The sequence below is a fragment of the Streptomyces sp. NBC_00224 genome (assembly GCF_041435195.1).
Taxonomy (GTDB): Bacteria; Actinomycetota; Actinomycetes; order Streptomycetales; family Streptomycetaceae; genus Streptomyces.
The window spans coordinates 4,800,216-4,826,418 of record NZ_CP108106.1 but is presented as its reverse complement, the minus strand read 5'-3'; the positions used below and the strand labels follow the sequence as shown (position 1 = coordinate 4,826,418).

General features: G+C 69.1%; 23 protein-coding genes. 12 read left to right on the top strand and 11 right to left on the bottom strand.

The window, feature by feature from the left end:
- The first annotated feature begins 108 nt into the window (after positions 1-108).
- Complete coding sequence (locus OG965_RS21500) at positions 109-960, top strand: GNAT family N-acetyltransferase (RefSeq protein WP_371653714.1); 852 nt, start codon at positions 109-111, stop codon at positions 958-960.
- Positions 961-1,005: 45 nt separating this feature from the next.
- On the opposite strand, the gene OG965_RS21495 is transcribed toward OG965_RS21500, so the two are convergent.
- Complete coding sequence (locus OG965_RS21495; RefSeq protein WP_371653713.1) at positions 1,006-1,428, bottom strand: heme-binding protein; 423 nt, start codon at positions 1,426-1,428, stop codon at positions 1,006-1,008.
- 62 nt (positions 1,429-1,490) lie between these two features.
- Positions 1,491-2,702 carry an MFS transporter gene (locus tag OG965_RS21490; RefSeq protein WP_371653712.1) on the bottom strand — a complete coding sequence of 404 codons (1,212 nt, stop codon included), beginning with the start codon at positions 2,700-2,702 and terminating at the stop codon, positions 1,491-1,493.
- A 141-nt stretch (positions 2,703-2,843) separates the two neighbouring features.
- On the opposite strand from OG965_RS21490, the gene OG965_RS21485 reads away from it, so the two are divergent.
- Together OG965_RS21485 and OG965_RS21480 are read left to right on the top strand one after the other, a co-directional pair.
- On the top strand, positions 2,844-3,302 hold the full coding sequence (locus OG965_RS21485; protein ID WP_371653711.1) for a MarR family winged helix-turn-helix transcriptional regulator: 459 nt from the start codon (positions 2,844-2,846) through the stop codon (positions 3,300-3,302).
- A gap of 10 nt (positions 3,303-3,312) precedes the next feature.
- Complete coding sequence (locus tag OG965_RS21480; protein WP_371653710.1) at positions 3,313-3,765, top strand: N-acetyltransferase family protein; 453 nt, start codon at positions 3,313-3,315, stop codon at positions 3,763-3,765.
- Positions 3,766-3,828: 63 nt separating this feature from the next.
- Here the strand turns inward: OG965_RS21480 and OG965_RS21475 are convergent, their stop codons facing one another.
- The gene (locus tag OG965_RS21475; protein ID WP_371653709.1) at positions 3,829-5,241 is read right to left on the bottom strand and encodes a serine hydrolase domain-containing protein; all 1,413 of its coding nucleotides are present in this window, start codon (positions 5,239-5,241) and stop codon (positions 3,829-3,831) included.
- A gap of 135 nt (positions 5,242-5,376) precedes the next feature.
- Positions 5,377-6,864 carry a replicative DNA helicase gene (gene dnaB / locus OG965_RS21470; RefSeq protein WP_190092030.1) on the bottom strand — a complete coding sequence of 496 codons (1,488 nt, stop codon included), beginning with the start codon at positions 6,862-6,864 and terminating at the stop codon, positions 5,377-5,379.
- Between the two features lie 423 nt (positions 6,865-7,287).
- Between dnaB and OG965_RS21465 the strand changes: the two genes are divergently transcribed.
- Positions 7,288-8,625: an MATE family efflux transporter gene (locus OG965_RS21465; RefSeq protein WP_371653708.1), complete on the top strand. Its 1,338-nt coding sequence runs from the start codon at positions 7,288-7,290 to the stop codon at positions 8,623-8,625.
- A gap of 195 nt (positions 8,626-8,820) precedes the next feature.
- Here the strand turns inward: OG965_RS21465 and rplI are convergent, their stop codons facing one another.
- From rplI to rpsF, 4 genes are all read right to left on the bottom strand, one after another.
- Positions 8,821-9,267, bottom strand: a complete 447-nt coding sequence (gene rplI, locus OG965_RS21460; RefSeq protein WP_371653707.1) for a 50S ribosomal protein L9 — start codon at positions 9,265-9,267, stop codon at positions 8,821-8,823.
- A gap of 18 nt (positions 9,268-9,285) precedes the next feature.
- A complete protein-coding gene (rpsR, locus tag OG965_RS21455) occupies positions 9,286-9,522 on the bottom strand; it encodes a 30S ribosomal protein S18 (RefSeq protein WP_005315025.1) in 237 nt (78 codons plus the stop codon).
- Between the two features lie 43 nt (positions 9,523-9,565).
- Positions 9,566-10,165 carry a single-stranded DNA-binding protein gene (locus tag OG965_RS21450; RefSeq protein WP_371653706.1) on the bottom strand — a complete coding sequence of 200 codons (600 nt, stop codon included), beginning with the start codon at positions 10,163-10,165 and terminating at the stop codon, positions 9,566-9,568.
- A 75-nt stretch (positions 10,166-10,240) separates the two neighbouring features.
- The gene (rpsF, locus tag OG965_RS21445; protein ID WP_067162183.1) at positions 10,241-10,531 is read right to left on the bottom strand and encodes a 30S ribosomal protein S6; all 291 of its coding nucleotides are present in this window, start codon (positions 10,529-10,531) and stop codon (positions 10,241-10,243) included.
- 271 nt (positions 10,532-10,802) lie between these two features.
- Here rpsF and OG965_RS21440 point away from each other — a divergent pair, with 271 nt between their 5' ends.
- From OG965_RS21440 to OG965_RS21430, 3 genes are all read left to right on the top strand, one after another.
- Entirely contained in the window at positions 10,803-11,123 is a 321-nt protein-coding gene (locus OG965_RS21440) for a hypothetical protein (RefSeq protein WP_371653705.1), read from the top strand.
- Between the two features lie 124 nt (positions 11,124-11,247).
- The gene (locus OG965_RS21435; RefSeq protein ID WP_371653704.1) at positions 11,248-12,366 is read left to right on the top strand and encodes a lipid II:glycine glycyltransferase FemX; all 1,119 of its coding nucleotides are present in this window, start codon (positions 11,248-11,250) and stop codon (positions 12,364-12,366) included.
- 68 nt (positions 12,367-12,434) lie between these two features.
- Positions 12,435-13,466, top strand: coding sequence for an alanine racemase (locus OG965_RS21430; protein WP_371653703.1), 1,032 nt, complete (start codon positions 12,435-12,437; stop codon positions 13,464-13,466).
- Between the two features lie 80 nt (positions 13,467-13,546).
- Here OG965_RS21430 and OG965_RS21425 read toward each other — a convergent pair whose 3' ends face one another.
- The gene (locus OG965_RS21425) at positions 13,547-15,055 is read right to left on the bottom strand and encodes a glycosyltransferase family 87 protein (RefSeq protein WP_371653702.1); all 1,509 of its coding nucleotides are present in this window, start codon (positions 15,053-15,055) and stop codon (positions 13,547-13,549) included.
- A gap of 120 nt (positions 15,056-15,175) precedes the next feature.
- On the bottom strand, positions 15,176-17,860 hold the full coding sequence (locus OG965_RS21420) for a transglycosylase domain-containing protein (protein ID WP_371653701.1): 2,685 nt from the start codon (positions 17,858-17,860) through the stop codon (positions 15,176-15,178).
- 375 nt (positions 17,861-18,235) lie between these two features.
- Here OG965_RS21420 and OG965_RS21415 point away from each other — a divergent pair, with 375 nt between their 5' ends.
- From OG965_RS21415 to OG965_RS21400, 4 genes are all read left to right on the top strand, one after another.
- Positions 18,236-18,919, top strand: coding sequence for a PadR family transcriptional regulator (locus OG965_RS21415; RefSeq protein ID WP_188276669.1), 684 nt, complete (start codon positions 18,236-18,238; stop codon positions 18,917-18,919).
- Between the two features lie 50 nt (positions 18,920-18,969).
- Complete coding sequence (locus tag OG965_RS21410; RefSeq protein ID WP_371653700.1) at positions 18,970-20,052, top strand: inositol-3-phosphate synthase; 1,083 nt, start codon at positions 18,970-18,972, stop codon at positions 20,050-20,052.
- 80 nt (positions 20,053-20,132) lie between these two features.
- The gene (locus OG965_RS21405; RefSeq protein ID WP_371653699.1) at positions 20,133-21,386 is read left to right on the top strand and encodes an MFS transporter; all 1,254 of its coding nucleotides are present in this window, start codon (positions 20,133-20,135) and stop codon (positions 21,384-21,386) included.
- A gap of 109 nt (positions 21,387-21,495) precedes the next feature.
- Positions 21,496-22,017: a hypothetical protein gene (locus tag OG965_RS21400; RefSeq protein ID WP_371653698.1), complete on the top strand. Its 522-nt coding sequence runs from the start codon at positions 21,496-21,498 to the stop codon at positions 22,015-22,017.
- 124 nt (positions 22,018-22,141) lie between these two features.
- On the opposite strand, the gene OG965_RS21395 is transcribed toward OG965_RS21400, so the two are convergent.
- Positions 22,142-23,584: a CCA tRNA nucleotidyltransferase gene (locus tag OG965_RS21395; RefSeq protein ID WP_371653697.1), complete on the bottom strand. Its 1,443-nt coding sequence runs from the start codon at positions 23,582-23,584 to the stop codon at positions 22,142-22,144.
- A 240-nt stretch (positions 23,585-23,824) separates the two neighbouring features.
- Between OG965_RS21395 and OG965_RS21390 the strand changes: the two genes are divergently transcribed.
- On the top strand, positions 23,825-26,170 hold the full coding sequence (locus tag OG965_RS21390) for a DUF6049 family protein (protein ID WP_371653696.1): 2,346 nt from the start codon (positions 23,825-23,827) through the stop codon (positions 26,168-26,170).
- Positions 26,171-26,203 lie beyond the last annotated feature (33 nt).

Genomic DNA, 26,203 nt, shown 5'->3' with positions numbered 1-26,203 from the left:
TTTCACGTGAAACATCCGGGCGAAGGCTGACAGAGCGTGGCCGAAAGCAACGCCCTGTATGCGCAAAACGGTGGACGAAGTGCGGGTCCATCGGACAGCCTGATCCCCATGCCCTCACCGCTCGACGAGCTTCCGATCCGCCGCCTGACCATTGACGACCTCGTTTCCTGCGCCGACCTCTCCGAGAACCGCGGCTGGCCGCGCGAGGAGCACAAGTGGGGCCTGCTGCTCACAGCGGGAAGGGGCTACGGCATCGACGACCCGGACGGCAAAGGGCTGGTCAGCGCCTGCGTGGTCACCTCGTACGCGGATCTCGCCGCCATCGGAATGGTCCTGGTGGCCGAGAAGCACGCACGGCTGGGCGTGGGGCGGCGGTTGATGCGGCACGTTCTGGCGGAGCTGGGCGACCGGCCGATCACGCTGCACGCCACACCGTACGGGCAGCCGCTCTACGAACAGCTGGGCTTCGAGACCACCGGCCGCGCCGAGATGGTCCGTGGCCACTTCCGCCCCTCGGGCCCGTCCCCCACCGTGGCGACCCGCCCGGCGACCGCCGAGGACCTGCCCGCCATCCTGCGGCTGGACGCCGATGTCTTCGGCCGCGACCGCACTCATGTGATCACCCGGCTGCCCGCCTTCGCCGACCAGTTGCGAGTCGCCGAGGACTCGGGGGGCATCATCGGCTATGCGGCGGCCTGGCCGAACATGGAGACCCATGTCGTGGGTCCGCTGGTGGCGCGTGACACCGAGACCGCCAAGGCCCTGGTCGCCTCGCTCGCCGCGGGCACGGACCGCCCGCTGCGCACCGACGTCGACGTACGCCACGAAGAGTTGCTCAACTGGCTGAAGGCGAACGGTCTGGAACCGATCGCCTTCAACGCGGTGATGACCCGCAACATCCCCGGACTGCCCGGTGACTGGACCCGTCGCTTCGCTCCGCTGACAGTCGCCGCGGGCTGAACACAGGCTGCCGGCCGCGACCCGGCGGCGGGCTCGACAGCGGGCTCAGACGAGCCGCTGAACGGACTCCGTGGCGAAGCCGTGGTCCTGCTCGGGGGATCCGCCGCCCACACCGATCGCCCCGATCAGCCGTCCGTCGCGGTGGACAGGGACGCCGCCCGCGATGAAGAGCAGCGGCCGGTCGAGCGCGGTCGGCAGGGTGTGGAAGAGCCCACCGGGCTGGACCGCATCGACGAGGTCGGCGGTCGCGGTGCCGAGTTGGAGCGCGGTGTACGCCTTGCGGGTGCTGGTCTCGCCCGCGATCAGTACGGCGCGGTCGTCGCGGCGGAAGGCCAGCAGATGGCCGCCCGCGTCGAGCACAGTGACGGCGACCGTGGCCCCGGCCTCCTCGGCGGCTGCGCGGGCCGCCTCCACGAGGGCCTCGGCGTCCTGGATGGTGAGCGGGGCGACTGCGGTGGTGGTGCTCATGAGGGGTGACTCCTTGGTGCGGTAGAGCGGTTGGTCAGGGGTGACCGGGTGCTGCGGGTCGGTCAGTGGTGCGCCGCGGTGGCGCGGACCGGCTCGGGGGCGGCGCCCGTGACGATCCGGCTGTCCGTCCGCGTACGCCGTTCCAGCGCGCTGGAGACGACGGCGAGGACGACGGCCGAGGCGGCGAGCGTGGCGCCGACCCAGTTCGGGGCGGTGTACCCGAGTCCGGCGGCGATCACGAGCCCGCCGAGCCAGGCGGAGAGCGCGTTCCCGAGGTTGAAGGCGCCGATGTTCATGGCGGAGGCGAGGGTGGGGGCGCCCGCGGCCTGATCGAGGACCCGCTTCTGCAGCGGCGGTACGGTCGCGAAGCCGAGCGCGCCGATCAGGAAGACGGTGACGGCCGAAGCGGTCTTGTCGTGGGCGGTGAGGGTGAACAGGGCCAGCACGACGGCGAGGCCGCTCAGCGATACGTAGAGCATCGCCATCAGAGCCCGGTCGGCGAACCGCCCGCCGATCAGGTTCCCGGCGACCATGCCGAGGCCGAAGAGGACGAGCAGCCACGTGACGGAGCCGTCCGCGTAGCCGGTGACGTGGGTCATCATCGGCGTGATGTAGGTGATCGCGGCGAAGACGCCGCCGAAGCCCAACACGGTCATCGCCATGGCGAGCAGCACCTGGACGTTGCGGAACGCGGCGATCTCGTGGCGCAGCCGGACACCCTCGGCCCTGGGCAGGTCGGGGACGAGCTTGGCGACGCCGAGGAGCCCGACCACACCGAGTGCGGCCACGATGAAGAACGTCGTACGCCAGCCGATCTGCTGGCCGACCAGCGTGCCCAGCGGGACGCCGATGACATTGGCGACGGTCAGACCGGTGAACATCATCGCGATGGCCCCGGCCTTCTTCTCCGGGGCGACCAGATCGGCCGCGACGACCGAGCCGATGCCGAAGAACGCGCCGTGCGCCAGGGAGGCGACGATCCGCCCGGCCAGCATCAGCCCGAAGACGGGGGCGACGGCGGAGAGCACGTTGCCGACGATGAAGAAGCCCATCAGCAGCATCAGCATGCGCTTGCGGGAGATTCTGGTGCCCAGGACGGTCATCAGCGGGGCGCCGAGCACCACGCCGAGCGCGTATCCGGTCACCAGGTAGCCGGCCATGGGGATGGTCACGTCGAAGGTGTCGGCCACCTCCGGCAGCAGGCCCATGATCACGAATTCGGTGGTGCCGATACCGAACGCCCCGATGGCCAGGGCTAGGAGCGCGAGTGGCATGGGATGTTCACCCTTCCAGGAGATTGCACGAGCGCCTTACGGGCGTCCACAATAATTGCAGGCGCGGGTTAATTGCAAACGCGGGCTATTGCGCTCGTGACCTATCCTGGTCTCAAGCCGCTCCGGACGGAGGACAGACGCATGACCGCGACGGACCCCGCACTCACCGCCCTCTCCCAGGGCTGGTGCGCCCTCTCCCTGCTGCACGGAAGGATCGAGGCCCATATCGAGCGGGCCCTGCAGTCGGGGCACGAGCTGAGCGTGCGCGAGTACTCGCTCCTGGACGTCCTCAGCCGCCAGCACAGCGGCCCGGGCGGCCATCTGCAGATGAAGCAGGTCGCGGACGCGGTCGTCCTCAGCCAGTCCGCCACCACCCGGCTGGTGACCCGCCTGGAGGACCGCGGCCTGCTCACCCGGTACCTCTGCGACACCGACCGGCGCGGGATCTACACGGACGTCACCGAGTCCGGCCAGGAGCTGCTCTCCGAGGCCCGGCCGACCAATGACCGCGCACTGCGCGAGGCGCTCGACGAGGCCGCGCTGAATCCGGAACTCGCCCCGCTGGTCAGGGCCGTCGAGGAACTCCGCGTCCCCGCGTAGTCTCCGGTCCATGAGCGATCTTGAGATAAGGCCGGCGGCACCCCAGGACATCCCGGCGATCGTGGCGATGCTCGCCGATGACCCGCTGGGCGCCCAGCGGGAGTCGCCGAACGACCTCGCCCCGTACCTCGCCGCCTTCGACCGGCTGGCCAAGGACCCCAACCAGCACCTGGTCGTCGCCGTCCGCGACGACCAGGTCGTCGGCACACTCCAGCTGACCGTCATCCCCGGGCTGTCCCGGCGCGGCGCCACCCGCTCGATCATCGAAGGCGTACGCATCCACGCCGATGAGCGCGGCAGCGGCCTCGGCACCCGGCTCGTCGAGTGGGCCGTCGAGGAATCCGGGCGCCTGGGCTGCCAGTTGGTCCAGCTGACGTCGGACGCCACCCGGATCGATGCCCACCGCTTCTATGAGCGACTGGGCTTCGACGCGTCCCACCTGGGCTTCAAGAAAGCCCTCTGAGCCTCCGGGACCGGAACTCGCTGAGCGCCCCGGGGGCACGTGGGGCACGTTTCACGTGAAACATCAGACCCCGCGCCAGCCCTCGGGGTCGACGCCTCCCGGGACGGCATCGTCCGGCCCGTACGGCTCCCGGGTGAAGGCGAACGACCCGAGGTCGAGATGGCTCACCGAGCCGTCCGGGCGGCGCACCGCCCGCAGGATCTCGCCCTTGTAGTAGCCGTTGAGACCGATCCAGCTGCCATCGGCCCGAGCCTCGAACCTCGCCGCGCGGCCGGTTCCGCGCAGCGGCTCCAGCGCCACCGTGCCATCGGCATTCAGTCGCAGGCCGTAGGCATAAGTCCCCCAGTACCAGGGGCCGGTGAGCTCCAGCAGAGACGGGTCGACCTCGGAGAGGGGCCGCCACGGCTCAGGGAGCTTCGGCTCGGCCTCGACGACGATCCGGACGAGATCGGCGGCGACCGCCGGGGCCGTCCCCGAGGTGGAGTTGGCGAGCGCTACCGCCCCGATGCCGTCCTCCACGCTGATCCACAGCCCTGCGACGAACCCGGGCAGCGAGCCGGTGTGCCCGGCGAGGGTGCGGTGGTCGTCCTGGCGGCTCAGCTGTACGCCCAGTCCGTAACCGCCCTGCCAGTCCCCCGCCTCGGGCGGAGCAGACGGCGCCCGCATCTCCCGTACGGACGCGGCGCTCAGCACACGGTCGTCTCCCTCGGCGAGGAAAACCGCGAAGCGGCAGAGGTCCGCTGCCGTCGACCACAACTGGCCCGCGGGGGCCATGATCCCCAGGTCCTCGGACGGCTCGGGGAGCAGGGCGTCGGCCCAGGGGTGCACGGCCCAGCCGCCCGCATGCGGGGCCACCGGCTGCGTGCTCGTCCTGTTCAGCCCCAGCGGATCGAGGATCTCGCTCTGCAGCGCCTCCTCCCAGGGCACTCCCCGTACCGCCTCGACCAGCGAACCGAGCAGCGTGTAGCCCGGGTTGGAGTAGTGGTGCAGCCTGCCGACCGGGTGCAAAAACGGGTTCTCGCCCAGCACGTCCGCGAGCTCCGGGCGCAGCGCCGCCGAGCTCCGCTCCCACCAGGGCGCGGGCGTCTCGGCCGCCAACCCTGCGCTGTGGCTGAGGAGTTGGGCGATGGTCACCTCACCGACCCCGGTGTTGGGCAGGTGCTTGTCCAGCGGGTCTTCGAGGTCCAGTAGCCCCTCGTCCCGCAGCCGCGTGACCAGGACAGCGGTGAAGGTCTTGGTGATCGAACCGATGCGGTACTGGACGTCGGCGTCCGGCCCGTGGCCCTCGACCGAGGTGCGCGAGCCCGTCCAGACGATCCGGCCCTCGCGCACCACGCCGGCGACCAGCGAAGGGAGCCGCCCCTCGGACTGGGCGACGGCGAGGCGGTGGATCAGAGCGCGCTCTGTACTGGGCAGAAGGTCAAGGGGGGCCGTGGTCGTCGGCGGGGTGATCGGCGCATGCGGGGATGAGGTCATGGCCCCAGGTCTATCCCCGGGTCACGCGGCCGTCGACCGGTTTTTCGTCCGACACGCACGAGTCGGCACGGGCCGCCCGGTTCGGGCCCGTGCGCATCAGCCCGTGCGTATCGGCTCGCGCGTGTCAGGGCCCGGTCAGGTCTGTGCCATGTCCACGAAACGCGAGTAGTGACCCTGGAAGGCCACCGTGATCGTGGCCGTCGGACCGTTACGGTGCTTGGCCACGATCAGGTCCGCCTCGCCCGCGCGCGGCGACTCCTTCTCGTACGCGTCCTCGCGGTGCAGCAGGATGACCATGTCCGCGTCCTGCTCGATGGAGCCGGACTCACGCAGGTCGGAGACCATCGGCTTCTTGTCCGTACGCTGCTCGGGGCCACGGTTCAGCTGCGACAGCGCGATGACCGGAAGCTCCAGTTCCTTGGCGAGCAGCTTGAGGTTTCGCGACATGTCCGAGACCTCCTGCTGGCGGCTCTCGGCGCGCTTGGACCCACCGGACTGCATCAGCTGCAGATAGTCGATGACGACGAGCTTGAGGTCGTTGCGCTGCTTGAGCCGACGGCACTTGGCGCGGATCTCCATCATCGACAGGTTCGGGGAGTCGTCGATGTACAGCGGGGCCTGGGAGACGTCCGGCATCCGGCGGGCGAGCCGGGTCCAGTCCTCGTCGGTCATGGTGCCGGAACGCATGTGGTGCAGCGCGACCCGGGCCTCGGCCGACAGGAGACGCATCGCGATCTCGTTACGGCCCATTTCGAGGGAGAAGATCACGCTGGGCAGGTTGTGCTTGATCGAGCAGGCCCGGGCGAAGTCCAGCGCCAGCGTGGACTTACCCATGGCGGGACGGGCCGCGATGACGATCATCTGGCCCGGGTGGAGACCGTTGGTGAGCGAGTCGAAGTCGGTGAAGCCGGTCGGCACACCGGTCATCTCGCCGCTGCGGGAGCCGATCGCCTCGATCTCGTCGAGCGCGCCCTCCATGATGTCGCCGAGCGGCAGATAGTCCTCGCTGGTGCGCTGCTCGGTGACCGCGTAGATCTCGGCCTGGGCGGAGTTGACGATCTCGTCGACATCGCCGTCCGCCGCGTATCCCATCTGCGTGATCTTGGTGCCCGCCTCGACGAGACGGCGGAGCACCGCCCGCTCGTGGACGATCTCCGCGTAGTACGAGGCGTTGGCCGCGGTCGGCACCGACTGGACCAGGGTGTGCAGATACGAGGCGCCGCCGACGCGGGTGATCTCGCCCCGCTTGACCAGCTCGGCCGCGACGGTGATCGGGTCGGCCGGCTCGCCCTTCGCGTACAGGTCGAGGATCGCCGTGTACACGGTCTCGTGCGCCGGCCGGTAGAAGTCATGGCCCTTGATGATCTCCACGACGTCCGCGATGGCGTCCTTGGAGAGCAGCATGCCGCCCAGAACGGACTGCTCGGCGTCGATGTCCTGCGGGGGGACCCGCTCGAAGCCGGACGAGCCGCCGCCGTCCCAGGACTCGCTCTCGCTGCCCCGGTCGTGCTGGTCGTCGCGGCCACGGCCCCGTCCGTCGGCGCGGCGGGGGCGGGAGACGGGCAGACGGTCACCCGGACCGCTGTCGGCCCAGGGGTCGTCCAAGGGCTCGGGAATGCTCACCGGGCCACCTCCTCCCGTCCGCTCCGCGGACCTAGCCGTGCCACTCTTTCTACGGCACGACACTGACAAAACGAGATGCCCGACTCCGGTTCCGGCGCGTCGGGCGCCGGTCCACGTTAGGCCCGTCGGCACCGTCCGCCAATCTGGTTATCCACAGGCCATGTGGACGACGGACCAGATGCTGTGGAGAACCCCGCAGAACCTGTGCACGGACCGGGGGACAGCACTGTGGACAAAGTCATAGCCATCCCACCAACACCCACTTGACCTGCGGCTTTTCCATCCACCGGCTGTGGGGGAGAAAAACTTTCCCGGCTGGCCCAAGATCACGACAAACGGCGCACAGCCGAACCGCACTCCGGTTCCAAGGTAAGGACCACTAATGCATTGCATCTCTTACCTGTGGAAGATTAGATTGAGTTCATGACACAGGCCCCAGTGGCACCGAAGAACATCCGGCGCCGACACGACCGCGAGATCGTCTCCCTCGCCGTGCCCGCCTTCGGCGCACTCGTCGCCGAGCCGCTCTTCGTCATGGCCGACAGCGCGATCGTCGGCCACCTCGGCACCCCGCAACTGGCCGGTCTGGGCATCGCCGCGGCACTCCTCACCACCGCCGTGAGCGTCTTCGTCTTCCTCGCCTACGCCACCACGGCCGCCGTCGCACGCCGCGTCGGCGCCGGAGACCTGCAGGCCGCCATCCGCCAGGGCATGGACGGCGTCTGGCTCGCCCTGCTGCTCGGCGCGGCCGTCATAGCCGTCGTCCTGCCCGCGGCCCCCTGGTTCATCGATCTCTTCGGCGCCTCGGACACCGCCGCCCCCTACGCCGTCACCTATCTGCGTATCTCCGCGCTCGGCATCCCCGCCATGCTCATGGTCCTCGCGGCCACCGGCATCCTGCGCGGCCTCCAGGACACGAGGACGCCGCTCTACGTGGCCATCGGCGGCTTCACGCTGAACGCGGCGCTGAACGTCGGGCTCGTCTACGGGGCGGACCTCGGCATCGCGGGCTCCGCCTGGGGCACCGTGATCGCCCAGTTCGCGATGGCGGCCGTCTACCTCTCGGTCGTCGTACGAGGAGCCCGGCGGCACGGCGCCTCGCTGCGCCCCGACGCGGCAGGCATCCGCGCCAGCGCCCAGGCGGGGGTCCCACTGCTGGTCCGTACGCTCTCGCTGCGGGCCGTCCTGATGATCGCCACCGCCGTGGCCGCCCGTCTCGGTGACACCGACATCGCCGCCCACCAGATCATCCTGTCCCTGTGGAGCCTGCTGGCCTTCGCCCTCGACGCGATCGCCATCGCCGGGCAGGCCATCATCGGCCGCTATCTGGGGGCCGGGGACACCGAGGGCGCCCGCCAGGCGTGCCGGCGCATGGTGGAGTGGGGCATCGCCGCCGGAGTGGCTCTCGGCCTGCTGGTGGCCGTCGCCCGGCCGCTGTTCATCCCGCTCTTCACCGGCGACCACACGGTCCAGGACACCCTGCTGCCCGCTCTCCTCGTGGTCGCCGTCTCCCAGCCGATCTCCGGCATCGTCTTCGTCCTCGACGGGGTGCTGATGGGTGCGGGCGACGGCCCCTATCTGGCCCGGGCGATGTTGCTGACCCTCGCCTGCTTCGCTCCGGTGGCGCTCCTGGTCCCGGTACTCGGCGGCGGGCTCACGACGCTGTGGTGGGCGATGACCCTGATGATGACCGTCCGGATGGTGACGCTGTGGGCCCGCGCCCGCTCGGGACGCTGGCTGGTGACGGGCGCCACGCGCTGAGGACCACTTGGGGAGCGTCGAGGCCCCCCGAGGACTGTTGAGCGCTGGTTGAGGACCAGTTGATTGACCCATGTTTCACGTGAAACGCGGCACCCGAAGCGCGGCGTTTCACGTGAAACATCACACGCGCCGCACACGGCGAAGGGCCGCACCCCGGAGGGTGCGGCCCTTCTTATGCTCTGCTGAGCGCTGCGCTTAGGCGGCGACGACCTCGACGCCAACCTTCGCGACAACCTCGGCGTGCAGACGCACGGACACCTGGTGCGCGCCCAGGGTCTTGATCGGCGAGCCGAGCTCGACGCGACGCTTGTCCACGTCCGGGCCACCGGCAGCCTTGATCGCCGCAGCGACATCGGCCTGGGTGACGGAGCCGAAGAGACGGCCGGCGTCGCCGGAGCGAACGGCCAGACGCACCTTCACGCCTTCGAGGCGGGCCTTGATCTCGTTGGCCTGCTCGATGGTGGCGATCTCGTGGATCTTGCGGGCGCGGCGGATCTGCGCCACGTCCTTCTCGCCACCCTTGGTCCAGCGGATCGCGAAACCACGCGGGACCAGGTAGTTGCGAGCGTAGCCGTCCTTGACGTCAACGACGTCGCCGGCAGTGCCGAGGCCAGAGACCTCGTGGGTGAGGATGATCTTCATTTTTCGGTCACCCTTCCCTTATCGCGCGGTGGACGTGTAGGGCAGCAGCGCCATCTCACGGCTGTTCTTGACGGCCGTGGCGACGTCACGCTGGTGCTGCGTGCAGTTGCCGGTCACGCGGCGGGCACGGATCTTGCCGCGGTCGGAAATGAACTTCCGCAGCATGTTCGTGTCCTTGTAGTCCACGTAAGCGGTCTTGTCCTTGCAGAAAGCGCAGACCTTCTTCTTAGGCTTGCGCACAGGCGGCTTCGCCATGGTGTTTCTCCTGTGTGATCAAGAAGTGGGGGTACGGGCTGCCCTAGAAGGGCGGCTCGTCCGAGTAGCCGCCGCCGGAGCCGCCGGAGCTGCCAGAGCTTCCGCCCCAGCTGCCACCGCCGGCACCCTGCTGCTGGCCGCCGCCGGCCGGCGCGCCGGAGGCCCAGGGGTCGTCGGCGGGAGCGCCGCCACCCTGGGAACCACCGCTGGGGGCTCCGCCCCAGTTGCCGCCGCCCTGCTGCTGGCCACCGCCGCCGTAACCACCCTGGCCGCCTCGGCCGGTGGTCTTGGTGACCTTGGCCGTGGCGTTCTTGAGACTGGGGCCGACTTCCTCGACGTCCAGCTCGTAGACCGTGCGCTTGACGCCCTCGCGGTCCTCGTAGGACCGCTGCTTCAGCCGGCCCTGCACGACGACGCGCATGCCTCGCTGGAGCGACTCGGCGACGTTCTCCGCCGCCTGACGCCAGACCGAGCAGGTCAGGAACAGGCCTTCGCCGTCCTTCCACTCATTGGTCTGACGGTCGAAGGTGCGGGGAGTCGACGCGACACGGAACTTCGCGACGGCCGCACCCGAGGGGGTGAAGCGCAGCTCGGGGTCGTCGACGAGATTGCCGACGACCGTGATGACGGTCTCGCCTGCCATGGATGAACCTCTCGGCGGGGATTGCTGCTGGCTGCTGTGTTGCTACTCGGAACCCGATTGCCTCTGAGCGGAAGCTCAGTGGGTCTCGGGGCGGAGGACCTTCGTCCGGAGGACCGACTCGTTCAGGTTCATCTGACGGTCGAGCTCCTTGACGACCGCAGGCTCGGCCTGCAGGTCGATGACCGTGTAGATGCCCTCGGGCTTCTTCTTGATCTCGTAGGAGAGACGACGACGGCCCCAGGTGTCGACCTTCTCAACCTTTCCGTTGCCCTCGCGGACGACGGAGAGGAAGTTCTCGATCAGGGGAGAGACAGCGCGCTCCTCCAGATCGGGGTCGAGGATGACCATCACCTCGTAGTGACGCATGTGGAACCCACCTCCTTTGGACTCAGCGGCCACGGTCGTTCCGTGGCAGGAGGGTCGTGATGCGTAAGCAACGGTATCCGCCGCCACTGACAATCCCGCTCCGAGGGAGAGGGACCGCGTCCTGGCCAGGGCAGACACCGGTGCAGACCGTACAGACTACCTGCACACCCGCTTCCGGTTGAAATCCGGCGGTCAGGGGCCGCAATCTGTACACATCGGGTGTGCGCGGCGCTACCCTTCGCCGCGCTCCGCTACCGCCAGGAGGTGCCTCATGGCACAGGCAGTGCGATCGAACTCGTCCGTCGTCTCCCTCTTCGCCACCGACGGCAAGCCTCATCCCCTCCAGGACGCCTTCATGGCGGTGACCGTCGTGCTGGGAGCGCTGGCGTTCAGCACCGCGTTCTTCCACAGCCTGCACCTGGTCAGCTCCTGGGCAGGCCTCATCGGGATCCTCACCGGTGCGTACGGGCAGTTCATCTCGGAGACCACCCGCGAGCGGTTCCTGCTGATCCTCGGGCTCGGCGCCTCAGCGGTGGGCTTCTTCCTTGGCATGGCGCACGGCGGCCTCTTCGGCGGTGTGGTCGGCGGCTGAGAGCACCCCGCACCAGCCCAGGGTCCGTACAGCCATCCGGGGCGCTCCCCGGGCGCAGTAGGCTTCGGCGCGAGAGCCGGAGCCCCTGTACCCATGGGGACACACCTGCCGAGGAGCGCCCCGCATGAGCCTGACCCTGAGGACCATCAGCCGTGAGCAGCATCTGGCGTATATCCAGAGCCTGCCCGCGGCGAGCCACTGCCAGGTCCCGGCGTGGGCTGATGTGAAGACCGAGTGGCGCTCGGAGAATCTCGGGTGGTTCGACAAGAACGGCCAGATGGTCGGCGCCGGTCTGGTGCTCTACCGCCAGCTGCCGAAGATCAAGCGGTACCTCGCGTACATGCCCGAGGGCCCGGTCATCAACTGGTACGCCCCGAACCTCGACGAGTGGCTGCAGCCGATGCTGGCGCACCTGAAGCACCAGGGCGCCTTCTCGGTGAAGATGGGCCCGCCGGTCGTCATCCGGCGCTGGGACTCGGCCGCCATCAAGTCCGGCATCCAGGACCCGGACGTCAAGCGTCTGCGGGACGTCGAGGCCACCCACATCGAGCCGCGCGCCTTCGAAGTCGCCGACCGGCTGCGCAAGATGGGCTGGCAGCAGGGCGAGGACGGCGGCGCGGGCTTCGGCGATGTGCAGCCGCGCTATGTCTTCCAGGTGCCGCTCGCCAACCGCTCGCTCGACGACGTCCTCAAGGGCTTCAACCAGCTGTGGCGCCGCAACATCAAGAAGGCCGAGAAGGCCGGTGTCGAGGTCGTCCAGGGCGGCTACGAGGACCTGGCCGAGTGGCAGCGGCTGTACGAGATCACCGCTGTCCGCGACCACTTCCGGCCGCGCCCGCTCTCGTACTTCCAGCGCATGTGGACGGTCCTCAACAACGAGGACCCCAACCGGATGCGGCTCTACTTCGCGCGCCACAACGGCGTGAACCTGTCGGCGGCGACGATGCTCGTCGTCGGTGGGCACGTCTGGTACTCCTACGGCGCCTCCGACAACATCGGCCGTGAGGTCCGGCCCTCGAACGCGATGCAGTGGCGGATGCTGCGTGACGCGTACGCCATGGGCGCGACCGTCTACGACCTGCGCGGCATCTCCGACTCGCTCGACGAGACCGACCACCTCTTCGGTCTCATCCAGTTCAAGGTGGGCACCGGCGGCGAGGCCGTCGAGTACGTCGGTGAGTGGGACTTCCCGCTGAACAAGCTGCTGCACAAGGCCCTCGACATCTACATGTCGCGGCGCTGATGGTTGCGTAATCTCGTCTCTCATACCTCTGATACACCGCAGCCACCAGAAAGGTTCCGGATCCGGCCATGGCGCTCTCCCTGTACGTCGACACCGCGCGCTGGCGGGCGCACCAGAAGTCCGTGGTCGACCAGTTCCCGGGCATCGTCCCGGTCTGCAAGGGCAACGGCTACGGCTTCGGCCACGAGCGGCTGGCCGAGGAGGTGAACCGCTTCGGCTCGGACGTCCTGGCGGTCGGCACCACCTACGAGGCGGCCCGCATCAAGGACTGGTTCGGCGGCGACCTGCTGGTGCTCACGCCGTTCCGCCGGAGCGAGGAGCCGGTGCCGCTGCCGGACCGCGTCATCCGCTCCGTGTCGTCCGTGGACGGGGTGCACGCCCTGGTGGGCGCGCGCGTCGTCATCGAGTGCATGAGCTCGATGAAGCGCCACGGCATCAAGGAGGAGGAGCTCGGCATGCTCCACTCCGCCATCGACGACGTGCGCCTGGAGGGCTTCGCCCTGCACCTCCCGCTCGACCGCACCGACGGCTCGGACGCGGTCGAGGAGGTCATCGGCTGGATGGACCGGTTGCGCGCGGCCCGGCTGCCGCTGCACACCATGTTCGTCAGCCATCTGCGGGCCGAGGAGCAGGCGCGGCTGCAGCAGCAGTTCCCGCAGACCCGCTTCCGCGCCCGCATCGGTACGCGGCTGTGGCTCGGCGACCACGATGCCACCGAGTACCGGGGCGCCGTCCTGGACGTCACCCGGGTCGCGAAGGGGGATCGTTTCGGCTACCGCCAGCAGAAGGCCGCCTCCGACGGCTGGCTGGTCGTGGTCGCCGGCGGTACCTCGCACGGCGTCGGGCTTGAGGCTCCCAAGGCGCTGCACGGTGTGATGCCTCGCGCCAAGGGCGTCGCGCGGGCCGGTCTGGCGACCGTCAACCGCAATCTGTCGCCGTTCGTCTGGGACGGCAAGCAGCGCTGGTTCGCCGAGCCGCCGCACATGCAGGTGTCGATCCTCTTCGTCCCGTCGGACTCCCAGGAGCCGCGCGTGGGCGATGAGCTGGTGGCCCATCTGCGGCACACCACGACGCAGTTCGACCGCCTGGTCGACCGCTAGACGACGCGTCGCCGCCGGACATGACGAAGGGCCCCCGCCGGTGGCGGGGGCCCCTTCGCGTCGCTTCCCGGCCGCCCGGGCTAGGTGCCCGGCTGCCGTGTGCCCCACTCCACCCGGGGGCCCTCCACCAGGGGAGCCGCGTGCCGGGGCGGATGCGCCGCCTGCCCCAGGACGAAGACGTCCTCGGCCCCGTCGAGAACGCCACCGGACGGGTCGTCCGAGCCGTCGCGCCGTACGACGTCCCGCTCGGGCATCATGATGTCCCGCACGATCACCGCGCACAGGTAGAGCGTCGCCAGCAGATGGGCGGCGATGGCCAGTTGGTAGCCCTCCGGCGGCAGTCCCTGGTGCTTCTCGCCGCTCATCGTGTACGCGAGGTACATCCAGATCCCGAGGAAGTAGACGACCTCCCCGGCCTGCCAGATCAGGAAGTCCCGCCAGCGCGGCCGGGCCAGCGCGGCCAGCGGGATCAGCCACAGCACGTACTGCGGCGAGTAGACCTTGTTGGTCAGGATGAACGCGGCGACGACCAGGAAGGCGAGCTGCGCGAAGCGCGGCCGGCGCGGTGCGGTGAGCGTCAGCGCCGCGACGCCCGCGCACAGCAGCACCATCAGCAGGGTCGCCAGGTTGTTCACCGTGCCGACGTCCAGGGACTTGCCGGTGCGCTGCGAGATGATCAGCCAGAACGAGCCGAAGTCGACGGACCGCTCCTGGCTGAACGTGTAGAACTTCTTCCAGCCTTCGGGCGCGAGCAGCATCACCGGCACGTTCACCGCCAGCCAGGAGCCCGCCGCGCCGAACAAGGCCACCCCGTACTCCCGCCACTTCCCGGCCCGCCAGCACAGGAACAGCAGCGGCCCGAGGAGCAGGGCGGGATAGAGCTTGGCGGCCGTCGCGAGCCCGACGAGGATGCCGAAGGCGAGCGGGCGGCTGCGGGACCACATGAGCATGGCGGCGGCCGTCAGGGCGATGGCGAAGAGGTCCCAGTTGATCGTCGCGGTGAGCGCGAAGGCGGGCGCCAGGGCGACCAGCAGGGCGTCCCAGGGGCGGCGGCGGTGTGTCCGCGCGACACAGACGGCGATGACGGCCGTGCAGGCCATCAGCATCCCCGCGTTGACCATCCAGTACATCTGCTCGCGGTGCTGCATGCTGCCGCCGCTGGGCGTCAGCCAGGAGGCCACCTCCATGAACAGTCCCGTCAGGACGGGATATTCGAGGTAGTCCATGTCGCCGCTCAGCCGGTCGAAGTACGGCACGAGATCGTCGGCGAAGCCCCGCCCCACGTACAGATGCGGGATGTCGGAGTAGCAGGCGTGGGTGTACTGGGAGTTCACGCCCCGGAACCAGGCCCATTCGTAGCAGGGGGCCTTCTGCGCCATACCGAGGGCGAACATGCCGATCGCGACGAGGGCGATCACCCGGACAGGGGTGAGCCAGTGGCCCGCCCCCCAGGCCCAGCGGCCCATCGGACCGCCCAGCAGCTCGCTGCCGGCCGTGGCGACCTCGTCCTGCTCCGTGGGCCGTACGACGGGTTCGGCGGGCTCCGCACGCCTGTTCTCGTACGCGCGGGCACTGGTCTCGCTCGTCATGCCGCACATCCTGCCGTACACCTCTGTGGAAATGCCGAGGGGCGATGTTTCACGTGAAACACCATGCCTGGTTTCACGTGAAACACCGCCCCTGACATTCAGCCGCGCGCGCCGGGCCCGCTAGCCGTTAGGGCCTCCGAAGATATTCCCTTGGGGGCCGCTGCCCGGTTTGGACTTACTGGGCGACGGGCTGCCGGAAGGGCCACTGGTGTCCCCGACGGTGGTGCCCTGGTCGGTGCCCGCGTCGCTACCGCCGGGGCCACCGGGCCCGCCGGGTCCGCCGCAGTTCCAGTCCCACTTGCCACAGGTCTTGCTGGGCTTCGGGGACGGCGACGGCGTCAGCGACGGGCTGGGCGAGGGGGTTCCGGAGGGCGACGGGGAGTCCGAGGGCGACGGGGAAGGGCTCGGGCTGGGCGACATGCCGCCGCCGTACACCTTGTCGCCGATCGCCTCGGGCGTCGGGAAGTCGACGGCCGGCACGCCGTTCAGCGCCTGCTCCATGTAGTCGTGCCAGATGGTCGACGGGAACGACGCACCGTGGATCTTCTCCTGGCCGCCGGTCCCGAACATCTTCAGGAACTCGCGCTTCTTGTTCGTCTCGTTGTCGTCGAGGCGGTACATGCTCACCGCGGTCGACAGCTGCGGCGTGTAGCCGACGAACCAGGCGGAGCGGTTGCCGTCGGTGGTACCGGTCTTGCCCGCCACATCACGGCCGCTGAGCTGGGCGTTGGTGCCGGTGCCCTTCTCCACGACGTTCTTCAGGACGTCCGTCACGTTGTCCGCGATCGCGGCCGAGAAGGCGCGGGTCGCCTTGTCGTCGTGCTGGTAGACGACCCGGCCGCGCTTGTTGACCTTCTCGACCGAGTACGGATCGTGGTGCATCCCGCTGGTGGCGAAGGTGGAGTACGCGCCGGCCATGCGGATCGCGCTGGGGGAGGAGGTGCCGATGGAGAACGACGGCACGCTCGACGAGGCCAGGCTGTCCTTGCGCAGCCCCGTGGCGAGGGCGACGTCCCTCACCTTGTCCGTGCCGACGTCCATGCCGAGCTGGACATAGGGCGTGTTCGCCGACTCCTGCATCGCGTACCGCAGGTCGATGGCGTAGCTGGGCTTGTTGTACGACTCATTGCCGTCGTTGGTCTGCAGCCACTGCTCGCCCTTCTCGTTGGTCCACACGCTCCCGTCGTAGTTCTTGATCTTCAGCTTGTTCATGCCGCTGTAGATGCTCTTCGGGGAGACCGGGGTCCGATCCGTTTCGCCCTGGTCCTTGGGGCCCTTCGGGTCGCGCTTTCCGTACTCCATGGCGGCGGCCAGCACGAACGGCTTGAAGGTCGAGCCGACCTGGGCACCGGTCTGGTCGGCGTTGTTGGTGAAGTGCTTGGTCGCGTCCTCGCCGCCGTACAGCGCCTTGATGGCGCCGCTCTTGGTGTCCACCGACGCCGCGCCGAACTGGACGAACGTGTCGTGCTCCGGACGCTTCTTCGGATCGATGTTCTTCTTGCGGACCTTCTTCACCACGTCTTCGAGCGCCTGGACCTTCTTCTTGTCGAAGGTCGTGTGGATCTCGTAGCCGCCCTGGTCCAGGTCACCGGAGCTGATGCCCTGGGTGTTGTTGTTCACGAAGTACGCCTTGGACAGGCTGACCAGATAGCCGATCTGCCCGCTGAGCTGCGCGTTCTTCTTGGGCTTGTCCGGCATCGGGAAGGTCTTGTACTTGGCCCGGTCCGCCGCGCCGAGGTGGCCGTCCTTCACTTCCTCGTCGAGGATCCAGGCCCACCGGCTCATGGCGTTCTTGGTGTTCTGCTGCGGCGTGGCCGCCGGGTCGGTCTCGGTGGCGCCGGCCGGGTCGAAGTAGGTGGCGCCCTTGAGCAGCGAGGCGAGGAAGGCGCACTGGCTGGGGTCGAGGTCCTTGGCGTCCTTGCTGTAGTACGTGCGGGCCGCGGCCTGCAGACCGTAGGCGCCGCGCCCGTAGTAGGCGGTGTTCAGATAGCCCGCCATGATCTCGCTCTTCTTCTTGGTCGCGCCGACCTTGATGGAGATGAAGAGCTCTTTGAACTTACGGGTCATCGTCTGCGACTGGTCGTCGAGCCGGGCGTTCTTCACGTACTGCTGGGTGATCGTGGAGCCACCCTGCGTGTGGCCGCCCTTGGCCATGTTCACCAGGGCGCGCGCGATGCCCTGGGGGTCGACGCCGGAGTCGGTCTCGAAGGTCTTGTTCTCCGCCGAGATCACCGCGTACCGCATGGCCGCCGGGATCTTCTCGTACGCGATGATCTGGCGGTTGATCTCGCCGCCGGTCGCGACCATCTGGGATCCGTCGGACCAGTAGTAGACGTTGTTCTCGGCCTGGGCCGCCTGGGCCACGTTCGGGACGCTCACCATCCAGTAGGCGACGCCGATCACGACCACCAGTGTGCCGAGGAAGCCCAGACACAGCCCGCTGACGAGCTTCCAGGAAGGCATCCAGCGCCGCCACCCGCGCTTGTTGAAGCGCGGGTAGTCGATGAAGCGCTTCTTGCCGGGCCGCCGGTTGCCGGGGCCCGTACCACCGCGGCGCCCGCCCGGACCCGCCGGACCGCCGCCGCCGGGCTCGGCCGCTCGTCTGCGTCCGCCCCGCTGGGCGGCCCGTCGCGCCTCGGCGCGCCCACCGGCCGACCGCTGCTCTCCGTACGAGCCGGAGGGGGAATCCGTGACGGACTCCCGGGCGGGGGCCGCGCGGCGGCCGGAGGGCTGCTGGGCAGCCCGTCGGGCGGCGGCCCGGCCGCCACCTTGCGACTCCGGCGGTTTGCGACGGTGCTCGCTCATCGAACGACTACTCCTCGGGCAGGCGAGAGCGCCTGAAAGCGACTGGTGAGTTCCGGTCCCCCCGACAGACGGACCAGCCCTGCGACGAGCCCGTCCGCCGTGCACCCGGTATACCGATGGCGCGGTACGCGCCGACGCCCCCTGACGTCACTCGGCTCCCGGTGGTCTGCATGCCGCACAGACTACGCACGGTCAAAACCAGCCAGGGGCCGAAGTTCACCCCAAATCAGGCAACTTGCTTCCTACGAATTGACGATGTGACGCCGTTCACCATGGCCCCTCTTGTCGCAGAGGCGACACCGTTCTATCGTCAGGATGTATCGAGTCGATACATCAGCACGGCATAAAGGTCCGCGGCAGCAGAGGAGGCGAAGGTTGAGCAGGCGCTCCGGCATCCTCGAATTCGCCGTACTCGGTCTGCTTCGCGAGGCCCCGATGCACGGGTACGAGCTGCGCAAGCGGCTCAACACCTCACTGGGGATCTTCCGGGCCTTCAGTTACGGGACCCTCTACCCCTGCCTCAAGACGCTGGTCGCGAGCGGCTGGTTGATCGAGGAACCGGGCAGCGCTCCCGAGGACGCTCTCGCTGCTTCACTCGCAGGGCGCCGGGCCAAGATCGTCTACCGGTTGACGGCCGAAGGGAAGGAGCATTTCGAAGAACTGCTCTCCCACACCGGTCCCGACACCTGGGAGGACGAGCACTTCGCGGCACGTTTCGCCTTTTTCGGGCAGACGGAGCGCGAGGTGCGGATGCGCGTGCTGGAAGGTCGTCGCAGCCGGCTGGAGGAGCGCCTCGAAAAGATGCGCGCCTCCCTGGCACGTACGCGCGAGCGCCTGGACGACTACACGCTTGAGCTGCAGCGTCACGGCATGGAGTCCGTGGAGCGCGAAGTGCGCTGGCTGAACGAGCTCATCGAGAGCGAGCGGGCGGGACGGGATCAGCGATCCGGCCCCGCCACCGGCTCCGCTCAGCAGGACCACACATCAGGAGAGACGGGCGGCCTGCCCCGGCATCGGGACAGCACCCGGCCGGATCCGTCCGAGGACACCGCCAACTGAAGGCCCTGCGTCCGCAGGACTTCGTCGAGAACACACAGGGAGCAACCGGAATGGGTTCGGTTCGCGTAGCCATCGTCGGCGTAGGAAACTGCGCCGCCTCGCTGGTGCAGGGCGTCGAGTACTACAAGGACGCCGACCCGGCCGGCAAGGTGCCGGGTCTGATGCACGTCCAGTTCGGCGACTACCACGTCAAGGACGTGGAGTTCGTGGCCGCGTTCGACGTGGACGCCAAGAAGGTCGGCCTCGACCTCGCGGACGCCATCGGCGCCAGCGAGAACAACACCATCAAGATCTGCGACGTCCCGAACAAGGGCGTCACGGTCCAGCGTGGTCACACCCACGACGGTCTGGGCAAGTACTACCGCCAGACCATCGAGGAGTCCGCCGAGGCCCCGGTCGACGTGGTCCAGATCCTCAAGGACAAGCAGGTCGACGTTCTCGTCTGCTACCTGCCCGTCGGCTCCGAGGTCGCTGCGAAGTTCTACGCGCAGTGCGCCATCGACGCCAAGGTCGCGTTCGTCAACGCCCTTCCGGTCTTCATCGCCGGCACCAAGGAGTGGGCTGACAAGTTCACCGAGGCGGGCGTCCCGATCGTCGGCGACGACATCAAGTCCCAGGTCGGCGCCACCATCACGCACCGCGTGATGGCGAAGCTCTTCGAGGACCGCGGTGTCCGCCTGGAGCGCACCATGCAGCTGAACGTCGGCGGCAACATGGACTTCAAGAACATGCTTGAGCGTGAGCGCCTGGAGTCCAAGAAGATCTCGAAGACGCAGGCCGTCACCTCGCAGATCCGCGACCGCGAGCTGGGCGAGAACAACGTCCACATCGGCCCCTCGGACTACGTGGCCTGGCTGGACGACCGCAAGTGGGCGTACGTGCGCCTTGAGGGCCGCGCCTTCGGTGACGTTCCGCTGAACCTTGAGTACAAGCTTGAGGTGTGGGACTCCCCGAACTCCGCGGGTGTCATCATCGACGCCGTGCGTGCCGCGAAGATCGCCAAGGACCGCGGCATCGGCGGCCCGATCCTCTCCGCGTCCTCGTACTTCATGAAGTCCCCGCCGGTGCAGTACTTCGACGACGAGGCCCTTGAGAACGTCGAGAAGTTCATCAAGGGCGAGGTCGAGCGCTAAGCCTCGGCTTCCGCCCGACTGTTGAGGGTCCCTGTGCCGTGCCGGCGCAGGGGCCCTCTCCGTATGTGACGCTTGCACACATGCCTGTCGTGCGTGATCTGCGCGTACTCCTGCGCCTGAGGAATTTCCGGCATCTGCTGGCCGTACGACTGCTCTCCCAGGCGTCGGACGGCGTCTACCAGGTCGCGCTCGCCACACACGTCGTCTTCTCCCCCGAGAAGCAGACCTCGCCCACGGCGATCGCCTCGGCCATGGCCGTTCTGCTGCTGCCCTACTCGGTCGTCGGCCCCTTCGCGGGCGTCCTCCTGGACCGCTGGCAGCGGCGCCAGGTCTTTCTGTACGGCAATCTGCTGCGCGCCCTGCTGGCCGGCTGCACCGCGCTGCTTCTGCTCACCTCCGCGCCCGACGTGCTCTTCTACACCTCCGCGCTCTGCGTCACGGCCGTCAACCGCTTCGTCCTCGCGGGACTTTCGGCCGCGCTGCCCCGGGTCGTGGACGAGGAGCGGCTCGTCATGGCCAACTCCCTCTCGCCGACCGCCGGAACCCTCGCCGCGACCGCGGGCGGCGGTCTGGCCTTCGGGCTGCGTCTGGTGCTCCCGGCGGACGCCGCCACCGTGCTGCTCGGCTCGCTCCTCTATCTGTGCGCGGCCCTGTGGTCGCTGCGCCTGCCACACGGACTGCTGGGGCCCGACCCCGACGCGGTGCGGCCCGGAATCCGCTCCGCGATCGGCACGACGGCACGCGGACTCACCGACGGGCTGCGTCACTTGCACAAGCGCCGCACGGCCGCCCACGTGCTGATCGCGATGACGCTGATGCGCTTCTGCTACGGGGCGCTCACCGTGCTGGTGCTGATGCTCTGCCGGTACGCCTGGGCCGACGGCACCTCCGACGGGCTGGCGCTGCTGGGGCTTGCGGTGGGCATCTCGGGGGCGGGGTTCTTCGCGGCGGCCGTGGTGACGCCGGGGGCGGTGGCGCGGCTGGGGCCCTACCGCTGGATGGCGGTGTGCGCGGGGACGGCGGCGGTCCTGGAGCCCGCCCTGGGGCTGCCGTTCGCCCCCGTGCCGGTGCTCGTCGCCGCCTTCGTCCTGGGGCTGGTCACCCAGGGCGCGAAGATCTCCACGGACACCGTGGTGCAGTCCTCGGTGGACGACTCCTACCGCGGCCGGATCTTCTCGCTGTACGACGTGCTCTTCAACGTCGCCTTCGTCGGCGCCGCCGCGGTTGCCGCGCTGATGCTGCCGCCTGACGGAAAGTCGGCACTTCTGGTTGTCACGGTCTCTGTGATCTACGCGGCAGTAGCGGTGTTTATGACCCGCTTTCAGCGCGGCTGAGTGTCACATCAGGGCCACAGAGTCCCCTCCGGTAGCAGGGATGTCAGCCGGGCCCGCTACCTTACGGGCGTCATACATCATCTGTTTTTCACCAAGGGGGAACCCCCAAGTGTCCACTCCGCCGCCCCAGGGCCAGAACCCGTACGCGCCGCAGCCCAACGCTCCCTACGGACAGCCGCAGGGCGCAGCCCCGTACGGGCAGCCGCAGGGAGGCGCGCCGTACGGTCAGCAGCCGGGTCAGCCGGGAGTCCCGCCGCAGCAGTCGCCCTACATCAACCAGGGCGGTCCGATACCCCACGCGCCGGCGCCCGCCCCGCCGCGCCGCAACATCAAGAAGATCGTCCGGATCGTCGTCGTGGTGAGCGTCCTCATCGCCGCGGCCATCGGCTGGTACACCAGCCGTCATGACGCCGACACCGCCAAGGTCGGCGACTGCATGAGCATCGGCAACCCCGACTCCACGACCAACCCGGACCTGAAGGTCGTGGACTGCGGCGACTCCAAGGCCAAGTACAAGGTTGTCCAGAAGAAGGACGACAACAGCGGCTGCGACCGCAACAAGTACTCGGAGTACACCGAGACGGGCGGCAGCAAGGACTTCACCCTCTGCCTGGAGAACTACAAGAAGTAGTCCCAGCGGAGACCTGAGGGGCGGTGTTTCACGTGAAACACCGCCCCTCGGCATATCGACGGGTCGCCGTGTTTCACGTGAAACATCGGCGCATGTTTCACGTGAAACGTCCTCGTGGCCGACCTCAGCCCTGCTGGGCCCACCACTCCTTGAGCGCCGCTACGGCCGCGTCGTGCTCCATCGGCCCGTTCTCCAGGCGCAGCTCCAGCAGGTGCTTGTACGCCTGACCGATCGCCGGGCCCGGCCCGATCCCCAGGATCTCCTGGATCTGGTTGCCGTCCAGGTCCGGGCGGATCGAGTCGAGCTCCTCCTGCTCCTGGAGCTGCGCGATCCGCTCCTCCAGCCCGTCATAGGCCCGCGACAGCGCGGTCGCCTTGCGCTTGTTGCGCGTGGTGCAGTCCGAGCGGGTCAGCTTGTGCAGCCGCGCCAGGAGCGGGCCGCCGTCTCGTACGTACCGGCGCACCGCCGAGTCGGTCCACTCGCCGGTTCCGTAGCCGTGGAAGCGCAGATGCAGCTCCACCAGGCGCGAGACGTCCTTGACCATGTCGTTGGAGTACTTCAGCGCGATCATGCGCTTCTTGGTCATCTTCGCGCCGACCACCTCGTGGTGGTGGAAGGAGACCCGGCCGTCCTGCTCGAACCGGCGCGTCCTCGGCTTGCCGATGTCGTGCAGCAGCGCGGCGAGGCGCAGCACCAGGTCGGGCCCGTCCTTCTCCAGGGCGATGGCCTGGTCGAGCACCGTGAGCGAGTGCTCGTAGACGTCCTTGTGCCGGTGGTGCTCGTCACTCTCCAGCCGCAGCGCGGGAAGCTCGGGCAGCACGTGGTCCGCGAGCCCGGTCTCCACGAGCAGCCGCAGCCCCTTGCGCGGGTGTACGGAGACCAGCAGCTTGTTCAGCTCGTCGCGCACGCGCTCGGCGGAGACGATCTCGATCCGCTCGGCCATCGACGTCATCGCGGCGACGACCTCGGGAGCCACCTCGAAGTCGAGCTGGGCCGCGAAACGCGCGGCCCGCATCATGCGCAGCGGGTCGTCGGAGAAAGACCCCTCCGGGGTGCCGGGGGTGCGCAGGATGCGCTCCGCCAGGTCCTCCAGGCCGCCGTGCGGGTCGATGAACTCCTTCTCGGGGAGTGCCACGGCCATCGCGTTGACGGTGAAGTCGCGGCGGACGAGGTCTTCCTCGATGGAGTCGCCGTAGGACACCTCGGGCTTGCGCGAGGTGCGGTCGTACGCCTCGGAGCGGTACGTCGTCACCTCGATGAGGTAGCCGTCCTTCTGGCAGCCGACGGTGCCGAACGCGATCCCGACCTCCCAGACCGCATCCGCCCACGGGCGCACGATCTTCAGCACGTCCTCGGGGCGGGCGTCGGTCGTGAAGTCCAGGTCGTTCCCGAGCCGGCCGAGGAGCGCGTCCCGTACCGACCCGCCGACCAGGGCAAGCGAGAACCCGGCCTCCTGGAAGCGGCGGGCGAGGTCGTCGGCGACCGGGGAGACCCGCAGCAGTTCGCTGACCGCGCGGCGCTGCACCTGGCTCAGGGCGCTGGGGTTGTCTTCGTTGGCGTTCGGCACAACAGAAAAGGGTACGTGCCCCGGCCGACCGGGGCGTCACCGTTTCCGCCCGCCCCGGCTCACTCGTCCTCGCGGGCTCTCCACGGCCCCGGAAAGCCGCCTCACCTGGCTCCCTGGCACACTCTTCCGATCATGTGGAGCAGTCCACGGCACTTCGCCACAGTCGACCTCGTTACCATGCGTGGACGCAGGAATCGACAACCACCGACACAGCTGACGACGACGAGGGACGGGCGACGCGTGGCCGAGGCGGCAGATTCTCAGGGGATGGGCTCCTCTCCTGCCCGCCGGTGGCTGCGCCGCACAGCGGCACTGCTCGTCGGCGCTCCCCTGATCGCCGGTCTGCTCTCCGGCACGGCCGCCACCACGGCGGCCCACGCCAGCGAGGCGGCCGCACCGGGCAGAGCGGCGCCTGTCTCGCGCACCGTCCAGGTGACGCTCGACTCGATGTCGCCCAGCGCCCCCGTCAAGAGCGACACGCTGACGATCTCCGGCACGGTCACCAACACGGGCAAGCAGACCGTCACAGGCGCCCATGTGGGTCTGCGGGTGGGCCAGCGGCTCAACGGCCGGACCGCGATCGACGACGCCTCCCAGCGCAGCGGCTACGCGCCGGGCCTGGACCCGGCCGAGGTCGGTGACAAGTACACGGTCAAGTTCGCGAAGCTGGCCCCCGGGATCAGCCGGGACTTCACCCTCTCGGTGCCGGTGAGCAAGCTGGGGCTGGGCGGCGACGGCGTCTACCAGCTGGGCGTCTCCCTGTCCGGGCAGACGGCGAACCAGCAGTACGAGCAGGTCCTGGGCATCCAGCGGACCTTCCTGCCGTGGCAGCCCGAGGCCGTCGACGGCAAGAAGTCGCAGCTCACCTATATGTGGCCGCTGATGTCGTCGACCCACCTCACCGCCCAGACGGGCTCGGACGAGCAGCAGACCCCGGTCTTCGCCGACGACGCGCTGGCCGCAGAGCTCGCGCCCGGCGGCCGGCTGGAGCGGATGGTCTCGCTGGGCGGTCAGCTGCCGGTGACCTGGGTGATCGACCCCGATCTGCTCGCCACCGTCGACGCGATGACCCGCAACTACCGGGTCAAGTCCGGCGACACCGATGTGCCGGGCACCAACCAGGACGTGGCCAAGCAGTGGCTGGGCGAGCTTGAGGACGCGGTACAGGGCGAGAAGGTCGTCGCGCTGCCCTTCGCCGACCCGGACCTGGCCTCGCTCGCCCATCGCGGCAAGGACGTCTCCGGGTCGCTGAGCCATCTGCAGGGGGCCACCGAGGTGGCCGAGAAGACCGTGGAGACCATCCTCCATGTGACGCCTTCGGTCGACTTCACCTGGCCGGTGGAGGGCGCGGTCGACCCCTCGATCGTCGACGTGGCCACCTCGGCGGGCGCCCACAACGTGATCGCCCGCAGCGACAGCCTCCGCGAGACCGGCGGCCTCCTGTACTCGCCGTCGGCCGCGCGGCCGATCGGCGGCGGCACCACGGCCGTGGTCTCCGACGCCCGCCTCTCGACGGCGTTCGAGGGCGACATGTCCCGGGCCGGGAACTCCACCCCGGCCGTCCAGGAGTTCCTCGCCCAGACGCTGGCGATCACGCTCCAGGACACGGAGAAGCAGCGCAGCATCGTCGTCGCCCCGCAGCGGATGCCGACCGCCAGCCAGGCCCAGACGATGGCGAGCGCCATCCGCGCCCTGAGCACGCAGCGCTGGACCGAGCCGCTCGACCTCACCGCTGCCGCCACGGCCAAGCCGGACGCGCGCGCCACCGCCCGGGTGCCCGGCTCCTCCTCGTACCCCGGGTCGCTGCGCAGGCAGGAACTGCCGGTGCAGGCGTTCCAGGACATGAAGAGCACCCAGGGCACCCTGGACAAGTTCAAGGTCATCCTGACCGCCCCCGACCGCGTCGTCACGCCCTTCGGCAACGCCGTCAACCGCGAGATGTCGACGTCCTGGCGCGGCGACCGCGAAGGGGCCGTGATCTACCGGGCCGGGGTGCAGAGCTATCTGGACGGGCTCACCGGCGAGGTGCGGCTGATCCAGAAGTCCACGGCCACCATGTCGGGGCGCAGCGCCACCCTCGCCGTCACCGTGCAGAACCAGCTGGTCCAGCCCGTGGGCAATCTGGTGCTGCGGCTGGAGCCGAGCAACCCCTCCCGCCTGAAGGTGACCACCAACGAGGACGCGAACGGCGGGCAGCCGGTCAAGATCGACGGTGGTCACAGCCAGTCGGTGAAGTTCACGGCCACCGCGAACGCCAACGGCCCCGTTCAGGTGACCGCACGGCTCTACACGCAGGACGGCACGCCGTACGGCGATCCGATGGAGTTCACGGTCAAGGTCTCCGAGATCACCCCCACCGTGATGCTGGTGATCGCCGGCGGTGTCCTGCTGCTCGTCCTCGCGGGCATCAGGATGTACACCCAGCGCAAGCGGTCGACGGCCCGCAAGGCGGCCGGGGAGACCGGGGAAGGCGACGGCGCGGAGGCGGACGGCGGCGACGATCCCGAGCAGCCGAGTGACCCGACACCGGACACCGGTCCGGAAAGCGGGGCCTCGCCCGGCACGGGTGAGAAAGTGGAGCATTGAGCTATCGCTATGCACCGTGGCCGGCCAGGCCGG